At 60.0% G+C, this 14,208-nt stretch carries 13 protein-coding genes and 2 pseudogenes; 5 read left to right on the top strand and 10 right to left on the bottom strand.

Features of this window, described 5'->3' with window-relative positions; translation table 11 throughout:
• Window positions 1-17: 17 nt before the first annotated feature.
• From K5E37_RS12595 to K5E37_RS12585, 3 genes are all read right to left on the bottom strand, one after another.
• Window positions 18-506 (bottom strand): GNAT family N-acetyltransferase, encoded by a 489-nt coding sequence (locus tag K5E37_RS12595; protein WP_085606531.1) that lies wholly within the window; start codon window positions 504-506, stop codon window positions 18-20.
• 317 nt (window positions 507-823) lie between these two features.
• Window positions 824-1,318 (bottom strand): GyrI-like domain-containing protein, encoded by a 495-nt coding sequence (locus tag K5E37_RS12590; RefSeq protein ID WP_221533981.1) that lies wholly within the window; start codon window positions 1,316-1,318, stop codon window positions 824-826.
• A 68-nt stretch (window positions 1,319-1,386) separates the two neighbouring features.
• Complete coding sequence (locus tag K5E37_RS12585) at window positions 1,387-2,049, bottom strand: LysE family translocator (protein WP_221533980.1); 663 nt, start codon at window positions 2,047-2,049, stop codon at window positions 1,387-1,389.
• A 139-nt stretch (window positions 2,050-2,188) separates the two neighbouring features.
• Between K5E37_RS12585 and alaC the strand changes: the two genes are divergently transcribed.
• Window positions 2,189-3,400: an alanine transaminase gene (gene alaC / locus K5E37_RS12580; RefSeq protein WP_085606535.1), complete on the top strand. Its 1,212-nt coding sequence runs from the start codon at window positions 2,189-2,191 to the stop codon at window positions 3,398-3,400.
• Window positions 3,401-3,579: 179 nt separating this feature from the next.
• On the opposite strand, the gene K5E37_RS12575 is transcribed toward alaC, so the two are convergent.
• Window positions 3,580-4,932, bottom strand: a complete 1,353-nt coding sequence (locus K5E37_RS12575) for a GntP family permease (protein ID WP_007951120.1) — start codon at window positions 4,930-4,932, stop codon at window positions 3,580-3,582.
• Between the two features lie 82 nt (window positions 4,933-5,014).
• Entirely contained in the window at window positions 5,015-5,548 is a 534-nt protein-coding gene (locus K5E37_RS12570) for a gluconokinase (protein WP_007951121.1), read from the bottom strand.
• A gap of 216 nt (window positions 5,549-5,764) precedes the next feature.
• Here K5E37_RS12570 and K5E37_RS12565 point away from each other — a divergent pair, with 216 nt between their 5' ends.
• Complete coding sequence (locus K5E37_RS12565) at window positions 5,765-6,796, top strand: LacI family DNA-binding transcriptional regulator (protein ID WP_007951123.1); 1,032 nt, start codon at window positions 5,765-5,767, stop codon at window positions 6,794-6,796.
• A gap of 127 nt (window positions 6,797-6,923) precedes the next feature.
• Here K5E37_RS12565 and K5E37_RS12560 read toward each other — a convergent pair whose 3' ends face one another.
• Window positions 6,924-7,796, bottom strand: coding sequence for a LysR family transcriptional regulator (locus tag K5E37_RS12560; protein ID WP_085606537.1), 873 nt, complete (start codon window positions 7,794-7,796; stop codon window positions 6,924-6,926).
• Between the two features lie 121 nt (window positions 7,797-7,917).
• On the opposite strand from K5E37_RS12560, the gene K5E37_RS12555 reads away from it, so the two are divergent.
• The 3 genes from K5E37_RS12555 (at window position 7,918) to K5E37_RS12545 (ending at window position 10,627) form a co-directional block, all read left to right on the top strand.
• On the top strand, window positions 7,918-8,358 hold the full coding sequence (locus K5E37_RS12555) for a PACE efflux transporter (protein ID WP_064598890.1): 441 nt from the start codon (window positions 7,918-7,920) through the stop codon (window positions 8,356-8,358).
• 125 nt (window positions 8,359-8,483) lie between these two features.
• On the top strand, window positions 8,484-9,908 hold the full coding sequence (locus tag K5E37_RS12550) for an MFS transporter (RefSeq protein WP_221533979.1): 1,425 nt from the start codon (window positions 8,484-8,486) through the stop codon (window positions 9,906-9,908).
• A 152-nt stretch (window positions 9,909-10,060) separates the two neighbouring features.
• A complete protein-coding gene (locus tag K5E37_RS12545) occupies window positions 10,061-10,627 on the top strand; it encodes a hypothetical protein (protein WP_221533978.1) in 567 nt (188 codons plus the stop codon).
• 72 nt (window positions 10,628-10,699) lie between these two features.
• Here K5E37_RS12545 and K5E37_RS29685 read toward each other — a convergent pair.
• From K5E37_RS29685 to K5E37_RS12530, 4 genes and pseudogenes are all read right to left on the bottom strand, one after another.
• A pseudogene (locus K5E37_RS29685) lies at window positions 10,700-11,128 on the bottom strand (methyl-accepting chemotaxis protein); the annotation flags it as partial.
• Between the two features lie 120 nt (window positions 11,129-11,248).
• A pseudogene (locus K5E37_RS29680) lies at window positions 11,249-12,019 on the bottom strand (PAS domain-containing protein); the annotation flags it as partial.
• A gap of 515 nt (window positions 12,020-12,534) precedes the next feature.
• Window positions 12,535-13,548 (bottom strand): ABC transporter substrate-binding protein, encoded by a 1,014-nt coding sequence (locus K5E37_RS12535; RefSeq protein WP_127799512.1) that lies wholly within the window; start codon window positions 13,546-13,548, stop codon window positions 12,535-12,537.
• Window positions 13,545-14,090, bottom strand: coding sequence for a sigma-70 family RNA polymerase sigma factor (locus K5E37_RS12530; protein WP_221533976.1), 546 nt, complete (start codon window positions 14,088-14,090; stop codon window positions 13,545-13,547). The genes K5E37_RS12535 and K5E37_RS12530 overlap by 4 nt, the downstream gene beginning before the upstream one ends.
• Window positions 14,091-14,208: the final 118 nt, after the last annotated feature.

Below are 14,208 nucleotides of genomic sequence, written 5' to 3'. Positions count from 1 at the left end.
GGGAACGATCAACGCGGTTACAGCGTCAGGATCATCTCGTGCCACGCCATGCCGCCGTGGTCGGACTCCGAGGGTTTGATGTAGGCGAAGCCAAACCCGGCATACAGCGGAATATGTTTTTCCTTGCACATCAAATGAATCGTCGCCTTGTCCATCCCGCGCATGCGTTCGATGAATTCGGCCATCAAGCGTTTCGCCAGGCCCTGCCCCTGATAATCCGGGTGCACCACTACCGACATGATCACCACGTTCGGCCCGGCAGGGTCGTGGCCGATCAGTTCCTTGAACGCCTCGTCGGACATCTGCACGTCAAACGCCGCACCGGAGTTGATGAACCCGGCCACCTGCCCGTCCACCTCGGCGACGATGAAACCGTCCGGCCAGGTGGCAATGCGCGTGGCGATCTTTTCGCGGGTCGCGGCCTCGTCGCCCTCATAGGCGAGGGTTTCGATGGCGTAGCAGCGATCCAGGTCGGCGGCGGTAACGTGGCGGATGAAGGTGTTCATGGCAGCTCGAAATCAGTGGAAACAAGGCCGCCAAGGATAAAGGAATAAGGTGTTCATATCGATCCGCACGGGCGGCGTAAAGCCTGCGTATAAGCGCTTTTCTTCGGATTCGGGACGGTCTATTTCTGACGCCTGTCTCTGATCACCCGAGGAGGGAATCGTTTATGAGCAGCGTTGAGATCGGTTTGTTGATGGTGTTGGGCATCAGCTTCTTCGGCTTCATTACCCTGGGCATCGACCTGTTGCGGGCACGACGAATCAAGGGCAAGTAAGGCCCGACCGGCAGCGCGAAGCGGGTTCGCGCTGCCGGTTGCCAATCAGGTTTTCTTTTCGACCGGGACGCAGATTTCCAGCTTGCCGGTATTGAGCTTCGGGTTGAAATCCGCGCTGTAGCGTTCCAGCTCCGGGGCGTTGAGCCCTTTGTAGTCGGACGCCGGCAGCCAGGTGTTGTAGATGTAATCGATGGTCTGCGGCAGCTGATCCAGCGAACCCTTGTGTTCGAACACCGCGTACTGGCGCGGCAGGACTTCGATCCACGGATACTTTTCCTGCGGGAAGTCGTCCAGCTTGCGGATTTCGACCCCGGCCATGTAATCGAAACCGCCGTTGCCGTCGAAATTGCTGCAGACACCGTAGGTCACTTCACCCTTCTGCCCCGGAATATTTCCGATGTGCGGGATCAGTTTTTCCCACAGCGCAGGGATGTCCTGAACGGTCTCTTGAGTGAAGCGATCGCGAAATCCTGCAATCAGCAGGAAGTGTCCATGTTCGAAGCGAGGTTCAGCCACTTCGACGCGTTTTTGCTCATCCATGACTCGACTCCTTGAACGAAAAAAGTGGGTTCGGCTGGGAGTATAGAAGCCAAACCCGATTCGCACATTTACAGCGTATGCAGGGCCTCGGCGGCGCCCGAACCGACGAACTCGTTATAACCGGATACGATCACGTATACCGCGAAATAGCAAAAGATCGCTGCAGATGCCATGCAGGAATAGCGCAGCAGTTTGTCGCCCAGCAACTTGCCGCCATGGCTCGCGGCGAAGCACAGCCCCGCCGACCACAACAGCCCGGCGCACAGGAAGCCACCGAGGAACAGCGCCGAGCTCAAAGGACCGCCGCCACCGGAACGGGCGATCAACGTGCCGCCCACTGCCGCGAACCAGAGAATGGCGCTCGGCGACGACATGGCGAGAAAAATCCCACGGAAGAATTCCTTGCGATGGGAGTTCTGGCCGACCTCGGCGGTCGCCGCCAGTTGCGCCTCGTGGTGGATCGCCGAATAGATCATCTTCGCCGCGAAGTAGATCAGCAGCGCCGAACCGCCGATCCACAGCACCCAGCGCACGGTTTCGTATTGCAGCAGAACGGTCATCCCGGCCAGCGCCAGCACCGCGTAGATCAGGTCGCCGACGCAGGTGCCGAGGCCCAGCGCGAAGCCTTGAAAATAGCCGCGTTGCATCGCCAGGGTGATCATCGCGATGTTGGCCACGCCGATATCCAGGCACAGCGAAAGGCTCAGCAAGAAGCCGCTGGTAAATTCCATCAACCGATTTCCTTGGGAAAAATTTGTTTACAAAGGCTCTGGACAGTATGCCATCGCTGACCTTATCGTCCGCCACAGGTCACCGCAGTGACCAGCGTCGCTCGGACGGTTCCGGGCGCTTACGTTATCCGAGGCAACAATGGCTGAACAAGGTTCGCCGCGCCGCTTTGCGCGCATAGATCGACTCCCCCCTTACGTTTTCAACATTACTGCCGAGCTGAAGATGGCCGCCCGACGTCGTGGCGAAGACATCATCGACTTGAGCATGGGCAATCCCGACGGCGCCACGCCGCCGCACATCGTTGAAAAACTGGTGCAGGTTGCCCAACGCGAAGACACCCACGGTTACTCCACGTCCAAGGGCATTCCGCGCCTGCGCCGGGCGATTTCCAACTGGTACAAGGAACGCTACGAGGTCGAGATCGACCCGGAAAGCGAAGCCATCGTCACCATCGGTTCCAAAGAAGGCCTGGCGCACCTGATGCTAGCGACCCTGGATCAGGGCGACACCGTGCTGGTGCCGAACCCGAGCTACCCGATTCACATCTACGGGGCCGTGATTGCCGGCGCCCAAGTGCGGTCGGTGCCGCTGGTGCCGGGCGTGGACTTCTTCGCCGAGCTGGAACGGGCGATTCGTGGCTCGATTCCGAAACCGAAGATGATGATTCTGGGCTTCCCGTCCAACCCGACCGCGCAGTGCGTGGAGCTGGATTTCTTCGAGCGGGTGATCGCCCTCGCCAAACAGTACGACGTACTGGTGGTGCACGACCTGGCTTACGCCGACATCGTCTACGACGGCTGGAAAGCCCCGTCGATCATGCAGGTGCCAGGCGCCAAGGACATCGCGGTAGAGTTTTTTACCCTGTCCAAGAGCTACAACATGGCGGGCTGGCGCATCGGTTTCATGGTCGGCAACCCGGAACTGGTCAGCGCGCTGGCGCGGATCAAGAGCTACCACGACTACGGCACGTTCACCCCGCTGCAGGTGGCCGCGATTGCTGCGCTGGAAGGTGATCAGCAATGCGTGCGCGACATCGCCGAGCAATATCGCCAGCGCCGAAATGTGCTGGTCAAAGGCCTGCATGAACTGGGCTGGATGGTCGAAAATCCGAAAGCCTCGATGTACGTCTGGGCGAAGATTCCCGAAGCCTATGCGCACCTCGGTTCGCTGGAATTCGCCAAGAAACTGCTGGCCGAGGCCAAGGTCTGCGTCTCGCCGGGTGTCGGTTTTGGCGAGTACGGCGACGATCACGTGCGCTTCGCGCTGATCGAAAACCAGGACCGGATTCGTCAGGCAGTACGCGGGATTCGCGGGATGTTCCGGGCGGATGGCCTCGTGACCAAATCCTGAGGTGATGATCGTTCCCACGTCGAGGCGTCGAACCGTCTGCGTGGGAATGCCTCAATGGACGCTCCGCGTCCGCTTTGGGACGCAGAGCGTCCCGGGCTGCATTCCCACGCGGAGCGTGGGAACGATCTAGGCACAAAAAAACCGCATCGCTGCGGTTTTTTTGTGTCTGGCGTTCGAGGTTAAACGAACAGCGACAACAACAGAATAAAGCCCAAACCAACCACGGACAGGATGGTTTCCATCGCTGTCCAGGTCTTGAAGGTCTCGGCCACGGTCATGTTGAAGTACTGCTTCACCAGCCAGAAACCAGCGTCGTTGACGTGGGACAGGATCAGCGAGCCGGCACCGGTGGCCAGCACCAGCAGCTCACGGTTCACGCCCGGAATCATCCCGACCACCGGCACCACAATGCCCGCGCCCGTGATGGTCGCCACGGTGGCCGAACCGGTCGCGATACGGATCACCGCCGCCACCAGCCACGCCAACAGGATCGGCGAGATTTGCGCGCTGACCGCCATGTGGCCGATCACGTCGCCCACGCCGCTGGTTACCAGCATCTGCTTGAAGCCACCGCCGGCACCGATGATCAGGATGATCGCGGCAGTCGGCGCCAGGCTCGCGTCGAGCCATTTGAGCATCTGCTGAGAACCGATGCCCTGCTTGTAGCCGAAGGTGTACAGCGACAGCAGCAATGCCAGCAGCAGCGCCGAGATTGGGTGACCGATCATGTCCATCCATGTGCGGAAGAAATGACCGTCCGGCAGCGCCACGTCAGCGAAGGTTTTCAGCAGCATCAGGAACACCGGCAGCAGCACGGTGACCAGGGTGATGCCGAAGCTTGGCAGCTCCTGCGAGTCCGACTCACGGGCCAGTTGATCGACCAATTCTTGATTCGGCGTACCGGGAATGTGCTTGGCAATGAACGTACCGAAGATCGGGCCGGCGATGATGGCGGTCGGCAGCGCGACGATCAGGCCGTACAGAATGGTCTTGCCGATGTCGGCACCGAACACGCCGATGGCCAGCAGCGGGCCCGGGTGCGGCGGCACCAGACCGTGCACGGCGGACAGGCCGGCGAGCAGCGGGATACCGATCTTGATGATCGACACACCGGTGCGGCGAGCCACGATGAACACCAGCGGAATCAGCAGCACGAAGCCGATTTCGAAGAACAGCGGAATGCCCACCAGGAACGCGGCGAACATCATCGCCCACTGGACCTTGTCCTTGCCGAAGGCGCGGATCAGGGTCTGGGCGATCTGATCGGCACCGCCGGATTCGGCCATCATCTTGCCGAGCATCGTACCCAGCGCGAGGATGATGCCGACGAAACCGAGCACGCCACCGAAGCCGTCCTGGAACGCCTTGATGATGGTGCCGATCGGCATGCCGGACGTCAGGCCGAGGAACGCGGCAGCGATGGTCAGGGCAATGAAGGGGTGAATCTTGAATTTGGTGATCAGGACGATGAGTCCGATCACCGTGACCACTGCATCGAGCAGCAGGTAGGCGTCATGGGACATGCCAAACATTGGGGGTGTCTCCTGGTTTGTTGTTGTTATTAAAGCGGGTTAATCAGAAGTCGAAAGGACAGCGCTATCTTCGCAATCACACTCATACCGCCTGTTTCAGGCCGTGGGCCTGCCACCAGACGTGAGCTTGCGATGCGAGCTCTTCAACGCTGTGGATCGAAGCATTCAGGGCCAGGGTCAACGGCTCGCCCTTGGGCGATTCGAGGGTGGCGAACTGGCTTTCGATCAAGGTCGCCGGCATGAAATGGCCCGGACGGTGGGACACGCGTTCGGCGGCAACTTCCGGCGTTAGTTCGAGAAACACGAAGCCCAGGCCCGGCAAGGCGCTGCGCAGACGTTCACGATAAATGTGCTTGAGGGCCGAGCAGGTCAGCACCGGGCGTTCGCCCAGGGCATCGACGCGACGCAGTTCGTCGCACAGGCTGTCGAGCCAGCCGGCACGGTCTTCGTCGTTCAGGGGGATCCCCGCGCTCATCTTTTCGATGTTCGCGGCCGGATGGAAAGTATCGCCTTCAATGGCAGTGGCGCCGCTCAATTGGCACAGGGCCTCGCTGACGCACGTCTTGCCGCAACCGGCAACGCCCATGATGACCAGGGCGGTGATGGGATGATTCATGTAACACCTCAGCGCGCAGACAGCGCTACCTTTGCTAGCTATGACTCTAGTGCACAGGCAGAAGTTGCCGACGCCTTCTTGTCGTTTTTTTGGGTTGCAGCAGGTTTGTTCCCGACGCCAAAAAGCGAGGATCAGGCAGGACCTCGCTCACGCATTTGCAGCTGCATAAGGACAGCGCTACCTTAGTGCCTTGATTTTTGTTTGGCAAGCCGCCCGATGACCACCCCTAAAAACGATAAAAACACCCGCACCACCGGCCGTCCCACCCTTAATGAAGTCGCCCGTCTGGCCGGCGTCAGCCCGATTACCGCCTCCCGCGCCCTGCGTGGGGTCAGCACGGTTGCCACTGAATTGGTGGAAAAAGTGCAGAAAGCCGCGCTGGAACTCAACTATGTGGTCAACCCCGCCGCCCGCGCCCTGGCCTCGGCCCAGAGCCATTCGGTGGTGGTTCTGGTGCCTTCGCTGTCCAACCTTTTATTCATCGACACCCTGGAAGCCATTCATCGGGTACTGACGCCCAAAGGCTTCGAAGTGCTGATCGGCAACTTCCACTATTCCCGCGATGAAGAAGAAAACCTGCTGCGCAACTACATGGCCTATCAGCCACGCGGTTTGCTGCTGACCGGCTTCGACCGCACCGAAAGTTCGCGGCGGATGATCGAGGCCAGCAACATTCCCTGCGTCTACATGATGGAGCTGGACAGCGCCGCCGGGGTGAACTGCGTCGGTTTCTCGCAGCTCAGCGCCGGCGAAACGGCTGCCGAGCACTTGCTGTCCCGTGGCCGCAAGCGTCTGGCGTACATCGGCGCGCAGCTCGATCAGCGCACCCTGCTGCGCGGTGAAGGCTTTCGCAAAGCGTTGCAGAAGGCCGGCCGTTACGACCCGGATCTGGAAGTGTTGACCCCGCGCTCATCGTCCGTGGGCCTGGGCGGCGAGTTGTTCCTGCAACTGCTGGCGGCGCATCCGGATGTCGATGCGATCTTCTTCGGCAATGACGACCTGGCCCAGGGCGCCCTGCTCGAAGCGCTGCGCAACGGGATCAAGATCCCCGAGCAAGTGGCGATCCTCGGCTTCAACGACCTGCCGATGTCGGAACACATGGTGCCGCGCCTGAGCAGCATCAACACGCCCCGCGAAGCGATCGGCAAACGTGCGGCGGAGCAGATGCTGACGCTGATGGCCGGCAACAGCGTGGCGCGTCCGGTCGAGGACATGGGCTTCGAACTGAAGATTCGCGAGAGCACCTGATCCCTGAGCCCCCTGTTTGATCGTTCCCACGCTCTGCGTGGGAATGCCTCAACGGACGCTCCGCGTTCGGCTCTGGAAGGGACGCGGAGCGTCCCGGGCTGCATTCCCACGCGGAGCGTGGGAACGATCACTTTCCAAGCAACTCCACTAGCGCAAGCGCCCCCTTCTGCAGCGGCTGGCTCTTGAGCCACACCGCGTGCACCGGCAGCACCAGGCCGTTTTCGATGTTGCGAAAATTCAGTCGCTTCAGCCGACCGCTATCAAGCCACGGCTGCACCACCGACAGCGGAAAATTGCCCCAGCCCAATCCCGCCTCGACCATTTCCAGCGCTGTTTCCAGGTTATCGGTGCGCCAGTGGGATTCGGCCACCAGCGGCCGGGTTTCGCTGATCGGCAAGTCGCGACTGCCGACCACGATCTGCCGCACATGCACCAGATCCTCGAGAAACAGATCCTGCCCCTGCAACAACGGGCTGTCCGCCGCCAGCGTGGCGATCATCCGTTCACTGCCGACGAACTGAAAACGCTCCAGCACATTCACGCTCAACCCGGCGAACGCCAGGCACACGCTGATCCGACCGCTGTGGAGCATCGCCAGCACATCATCCTGCGGCGCAGTCAGCACTTCGATGTCGAGCAGCGGATGGCGCTCGCTGAGGTCCTTGATCGCCGTCAGCAACCGTCGGCGATCGATATCCGCCGCTACACCAATCGACAACTTGCTCTCCAGCCCCAGCGACAACTGCACCGCATGCACCTGCAATTGCTTGAGCTGATCGGCGATCAACCGCGCATGGGGCACCAGCGACAATGCCATCGCCGTGGGTTGGGGTTCGCGATGGCTGCGATCAAACAGCGAGTAACCGAGATCGGCCTCGAGATTGCCGATGGCCATGCTCACCGCCGACGGGACTTTGCCCAATGCCCTGGCCGCGGCAGAAAACGAGCCGCGTTCGATCACCGCGAGAAACAGCTCGATGCTTTCGCTGTTGAAATTCACTTCTCACACCTATCAATAAAACTGAAAGCTACTGACTTTTTCTGTCACCTCTATTGAAGCTATCTTTCGTCGCCTTCGCCAGCCCCACTGGCCAAAAGTCGCAAGAAAGAGGCAATTCCCCATGCAAGGCGTCAAACGCAAACTGGTCTATGTGTCGCTCTATGAAGTGATCGGCATGACCTTCTCGGCCCTCGGCCTGGCCCTGTTGTCCGGCACTTCGCCCGGCAGCACCGGCCCGCTGGCGGTGATCATCACCACCATCGCCGTGACCTGGAACTTCATCTACACCTCGCTGTTCGAGCGCTGGGAAAGCCGCCAGGTGTCGCGAACCCGCACGGTGAAACGGCGTATCGCCCACGCCGTCGGGTTCCAGCTGACGCTGATCGTGTTCCTGATTCCGCTGATCGCGTGGTGGATGAACATCAGTCTGGTGCAGGCCTTTTTGCTGGATCTGGCGCTGATCGTGTTCATCCCTTGCTACACCTTCGCGTTCAACTGGCTGTTCGATAAGGTGTTCGGCCTTCCGGCCTCGGCATTGCCGGATCCGCAGCCCGCGACATAAATCGTTAATTGGTAAGCGGATATTGCAAGAAATCGGCGGTTTTCCCGCGCCAACCGCCGATATAAACAATCCTTGATTTCCGATAGCAGGCTAAGCTTTTCCATCAATAAAAAATGGATCAGCCCATGACTGCACACGCCCCCGCCGCGCAACGCGACGGCATCGACCCGATACGCGCCGCCGAGATTTCCGCCCGCATCGACCGCCTCCCGGCAGTCGCCACGATCTGGCGGCTGGTGGCGCTGTTGTCGATCGGTGGTTTCTTCGAACTGTACGACCTGTTCCAGACCGCCTATATCAGTCCCGGCCTGATCCGCGACGGCATCTTCGCCGCCACCGGCAATCAGGGCGTGTTCGGTTTCTCCGATCAGGCCGCATTCGCCTCGGCGACGTTCCTCGGTTTATTTCTCGGCGCCAGCCTGCTGAGCCCGATGGCGGATCGTTTCGGGCGGCGTGCAATCTTCACCTTTGCGCTGATCTGGTACACCGTGGCCACGGTGCTGATGGGCGTGCAGAGTTCGGCGCTGGGGATCATCTGCATGCGTTTTCTGGTGGGCATCGGCCTCGGCATCGAGCTGGTGACCATCGACGCCTACCTCTCGGAACTGGTGCCCAAACGCATGCGCAGTTCGGCGTTTGCCTTCGCGTTTTTCGTGCAGTTCCTGTCGGTGCCGGCGGTGGCGCTGATGTCCTGGTGGGTGGTGCCGCAGGCGCCGTTCGGGGTGTCCGGCTGGCGTTGGGTGGTGTTGGCGAGCGCGGTGTTTGCGCTGTTCATCTGGTGGCTGCGCAAACGTCTGCCGGAGTCGCCGCGCTGGCTGGCCCAGCATGGCCGTTTCGATGAGGCAAACCGGATTCTCGATAACATCGAGGCGCGCTGCGAAAAAGATCACCGCCAGCCACTGGACGCACCGGAAGCGGTAGCCGTCGACGTCGAAGGCAAGGGCCGTTTCGCCGATATCTGGCAACCGCCGTACCGCCGCCGCGCGCTGATGCTGATCGTCTTCCACATCTTCCAGGCCATCGGATTCTTCGGCTTCGGCAACTGGCTGCCGGCGCTGCTTTCCGGTCAAGGCGTCAGCGTCACTCACAGCCTGATGTACGCGTTCATCATCACCCTCGCCTACCCGCTCGGGCCGTTGCTGTTCGTCAAATTCGCCAACCGTTTCGAGAACAAGTGGCAGATCGTCGGCTTGGCCCTCGGCGCCATGACCTTCGGCACCCTCTTCGCGTTGCAGACCAGCGCCTTCGGCCTGATCTTCTGCGGTGTGATGATCACCTTCTGCAACGCCTGGCTGAGCTTCAGTTACCACTCCTATCAGAGCGAACTGTTCCCCACCAACATCCGCGCCCGGGCGGTGGGCTTCTGTTACTCGTTCAGTCGCTTGTCGACCGTGTTCAGCAGCCTGTTGATCGGTTTGTTCCTCGATCACTTCGGCACGCCGGGTGTATTGGCGTTCATCGTCGCCAGCATGTTGATCGTGATGCTGACCATCGGCTATTTCGGCCCCCGCACCCGAAACCTGGCGCTGGAAAACATCGCTCATCGCTGACGGACAACGGTCATCCTCTGCCGCCCCCGGCAAGGGATGACCGCTTTGGCCGTTCACTTAAGAACACAAACCATTGAAATAAAAGGACTTACTCGATAGGCACGGTAATTGCTGCCTAGGACTGACAGTCATTACCTACAGGTTCACTCATCATGTTGGTCAGTGCAAAACAACAGCAAATCATCCACCTGCCCAAGCAGCTGAATGACGATGCAACCGCCACCGCAGCGGCCGGCCTGCAAGGCGGACTGCACGGCGCGATGCTGCAGACCCTGCAAAACCAGGCCCAGGCGCAAACCGCCGAAGCCACCGCCAAAGTGCAGGAATCGGCCACCCAACTGGCGACCCAGCAGGTCAACGAAGCCACGCGCATCAGCGACAACGTCGACGAAGCATTCGCCAAGACCCGCGTCGCCCTGCAAACCTCCGATACTTCGCCGACCAAATCCTCAGGTTCATCGGCGCTGGACGAGTTCAAGGACTACATGAGCAAAACGCCGGAACAGCGTCTGCGCGACAGTATCCTTCAGGAAATGGGCCTGACCGAGGACGACATCAAAGCCATGCCGCCGGAGAAACAACTGGCCATTGGCAAAGAGATCGCCGAGCGACTGCAGGACAAGATGAAGCTGGCCGAAGCGGAGAAGCAGAACAAGCAAGACGCCGAATCGGCGAAGATCAGCGACGAGTCGGCAGACAAGTTCCTCGCTTCGCTCTGATTCGCCTCGATCTGAAAAGTGGCGCAATAAAAAAGGATCCCCACGGGGATCCTTTTTTCAGCCGTGAAATTGTCAATTCAACTGCAACGTCTCGTTGAACTGACTGATCGCATCCACCACATGCCGCGAGCCCTGCTGAATCTCCCGGATCGCGTCGCCCGCCTCGTTCGCCAGTTCCACCCCGAGCCCGGTGCGGCTCAGGCTCGACTGCATGCTCGACACGGCGCTCAATGACAGCTCATGGTTTTTGCGCACCACATCGACGATCTCCAGAGTCGCCTGACTGGTCCGTGCCGCGAGGCTGCGCACTTCGTCCGCCACCACCGCAAAACCACGCCCGTGCTCACCCGCCCGCGCCGCCTCGATGGCCGCGTTGAGCGCCAGCAGGTTGGTCTGGTCGGCAATTCCGCGAATGGTCTGAACGATGGTGCCGATGATGTCCGACTGTTTGCTGACCGCATCGATGCTCAGCGCCGCTTCGTTGAGGTCGCGGGAAATGTCCTGAATGATCTGCACCGTTTGCTGCACGACCTGTGAGCCTTTTTGCGCGCAGGCGTCGTTTTGTACCGAGGTGCTGTGGGCCGATTCCGCAGCGGTCTGCAGCGTGGTCATCTGGTGAGTGATGTCACTGGCGAACTTCACCACTTTGTACAGCCGGCCCTTGGCGTCGAACAGCGGGTTGTACGAGGCTTCGAGGTAAACGGTCTGTCCGGACTTGTTCTTGCGCTCGAAGCGGTGCGAGTGATATTCGCCGCGATTGAGCGAAGCCCAGAACGCCTTGTATTGCGCGGATTCGGCTTCGACCCGGTGACAGAACAGACTGTGGTGATGGCCGACGATTTCGTTGAGCGAGTACTGCATGGTCTTGAGGAAGTTGTCGTTGGCCGTGATCACATTGCCTTCCGGAGTGAACTCGATCACTGCCATCGACCGGCCGATGGCAGCGAGCATGCTTTCTTCTTCCTTTTCCTTGTTCACGCGCGCGGTGATGTCTGCCGCCACTTTGATCACACTGCGGACTTGTTTGTCCGGGCCATACACCGGCATGTAACTGGCTTCGAGCCAGATCTCCCGACCGCTTTTGTTCAAGCGCAGGAAAGTACCGCTGATGGGTTCGCCCCGGGCCAGGTCACGCCACAACTTGGCGTATTCCTCGCTGCGATAAAACTCCTCTTCACAAAAGACCCGGTGATGTTTGCCACGCACTTCTTCGGCGCTGTAGCCCATGGTCTTGCAGAAGTTCTCATTGGCATCCAGAACGGTGCCTTCGGGGGTGAATTCGATCATTGCCATCGAACGGCTGATAGCCGCCAACTTGGCGTTGGCTTCGGTCAGGGCACAACTGAAGCGTTCGATTTCCTGCAGGTCAGCCTTGTGATGTAGGTTGAACATGTCTCTATCACCTTCCGCGCGGTTCTTTGATTTGATGAAAGTTCAGGTCTTTCAGAATCCACCACTACGTTCCACAGAACAGGCACACGCATTCCTCCACAGGAGGAAGTTGTCAGGTGATAAACGATGATTAATCAAAGAGTCCATGCAGCGACGCTCTAATCAAGACATCCTTCTCTTGATAGCCCGCGGGCGGGCCATTCCTAACATGCAGAAGAACTTCCATTTAAAAAACAGCTCCTTGTCGGTCAAGTGTCGGTGCCTTGGATTGCGCACTCTGGCAGCTTTGAGATCGGTAACCGCTAGCGGTCGAAGCCCATTGGATGGCGTTCGACATAGTTAGTTATGAATGAGCATAGACAGCGCAAAGCCTTGCGCAAGGCCACTAGTCGGCCAGTAATGCGGGAGTTCGGACAGGAAGCGGACGAGAAACGGTTCAGCGGCGGGGGTGTTGGTTGCCATTGCGACCGACTCGCAATGGCAACTTTTGAAACGACACAAATATCAGAAAAGAACTACAGACTCCCGCTCACCTTATTTGCCACATCACCCGGTACCCAAGGCTTCCACACTTGTGGCTGATCGCGCAGGAACGCTTCGGCGACCTGGCGTGGTTGCTGGCGCTTCTCGCTCATCCCGGCCAGGGTCTGGTTCAGCAGATCGATCGGCAAATCGACTTTCTCAAAGAACGTCACCAGGTCCGGGTACTGCGCCTTGAACGGCGCCGACACGCCAATCGCCAGGCTCGCCGGCATCGAGCGGGTGCCTTTCGGATTGGGATTGTTGGCGTCGGCCAGGGTTTTCCAGGCTTCGGCATCGAACGGCGGCTCCTCCAGTTTCACCAGTTTGAAGCGACCGAGCAGCGGCGTCGGCGACCAGTAGTAGAACAGCACCGGTTTGCCGCGCTTGATCGACGACGCCACCTCGGCATCCAGCGCCGCGCCGGAGCCGGTGCGGAAGTTGACGAAGCTGTCGTTCAGCGCATAGGCCTTGAGCTTCTGGCTGTTGACGATTTCCGAAGTCCAGCCGGTCGGGCTGTTGAGGAACCGCCCGCGGCTTGGGTCTTCCGGATCCTTGAACACATCCTTGTAGCGCGGCAGGTCGGCCACCGATTTAAGCTCCGGTGCCAGCGGTTTGATCCCGCGCTCGGGGTCGCCCTTGATCACGTACTCCGGCACCCACCAGCCTTCGGTCGCGCCCTTCACGGTGTCACCGAGGCCGAACACTTTGCCCTCGGCGGCAGCCTTGACCCACGCCGGACTGCGCCCGGCCCACTCTTCGCCGATCACCTGAATATCGTTTTTCGCCAGCGCTGCTTCCAGGCTGACGGTGCTACCCGGCAGCGTATCGGTCGGGTAGCCGTAGCCTTTTTCGACGATCAGACGCAGCACTTCGGTGATGAAACTGCCGCTTTCCCAGGTGATGTCGCCGAAGTGGATCGGCGCGGCTTTTTCCGCTGCCACAACGTGGCCGGCAGTCAGGGTCAGGGCCAGCAGCGAACTGCCGAGCAGGGTTTTGATCGATCTCATGCGGACCTCTTGTTCTGGGAGGAAATCAGGGTTTGGTTGGCGCTATGGCGGTTGCACAGGGCCTGGGAACGGGTCATGTACAGGCTCACCGAACGCTGGGAGATGCCCAGTTCGGCAGCGATTTGCGGGTAGGTCAGGCCGTCGAGGCGCGCCAGCAGAAAGGTCGAGCGCACCTTGCCCGGCAGGCGCTGGAGCGTGCGGTCCAGATGCTTGAGGCTCTGCGACAGGTCAGCGAGTTCTTCGGGAGACGGCGCGTGATCGAGGTCACTTTGTTGCAGTTGGTGCAGATGCCGACGCTCCAGATCGCCCCGCCGCCAGCGCTCGTAGAGCAAGCGTTGGGCGATGGTGGTGAGCAAGGCGCGGGGTTCGCGGATGGCGGTCAGGCCCGGCGCTTCGAGCAGTTGCGCGAAGGTTTCGGCGGCGATGTCTTCGGCCGTGGCCGCATCATTCGATTGCCGACGCAGACGTGTGCACAACCACTGGTAGTGGTCGCGAAACAACGTGTTCACATGATTGCGATGGGATGAGTCGGCGCCGGACATGGGGGCTCCTTGGTAAAGGGTCGCTGAATGTCCGGTCGTCCGGTGGCGCGATCCTAGCAAGGTGCCTTATGCGTTAAAAATACTTAAAAAGAATTTTTATATTCCATTAGTGAATTAC

Source organism: Pseudomonas sp. RIT778 (assembly GCF_019718735.1).
Taxonomy (GTDB): domain Bacteria; phylum Pseudomonadota; class Gammaproteobacteria; order Pseudomonadales; family Pseudomonadaceae; genus Aquipseudomonas; species Aquipseudomonas aphyarum.
This window is presented reverse-complemented; position numbering and strand designations above follow the sequence as displayed.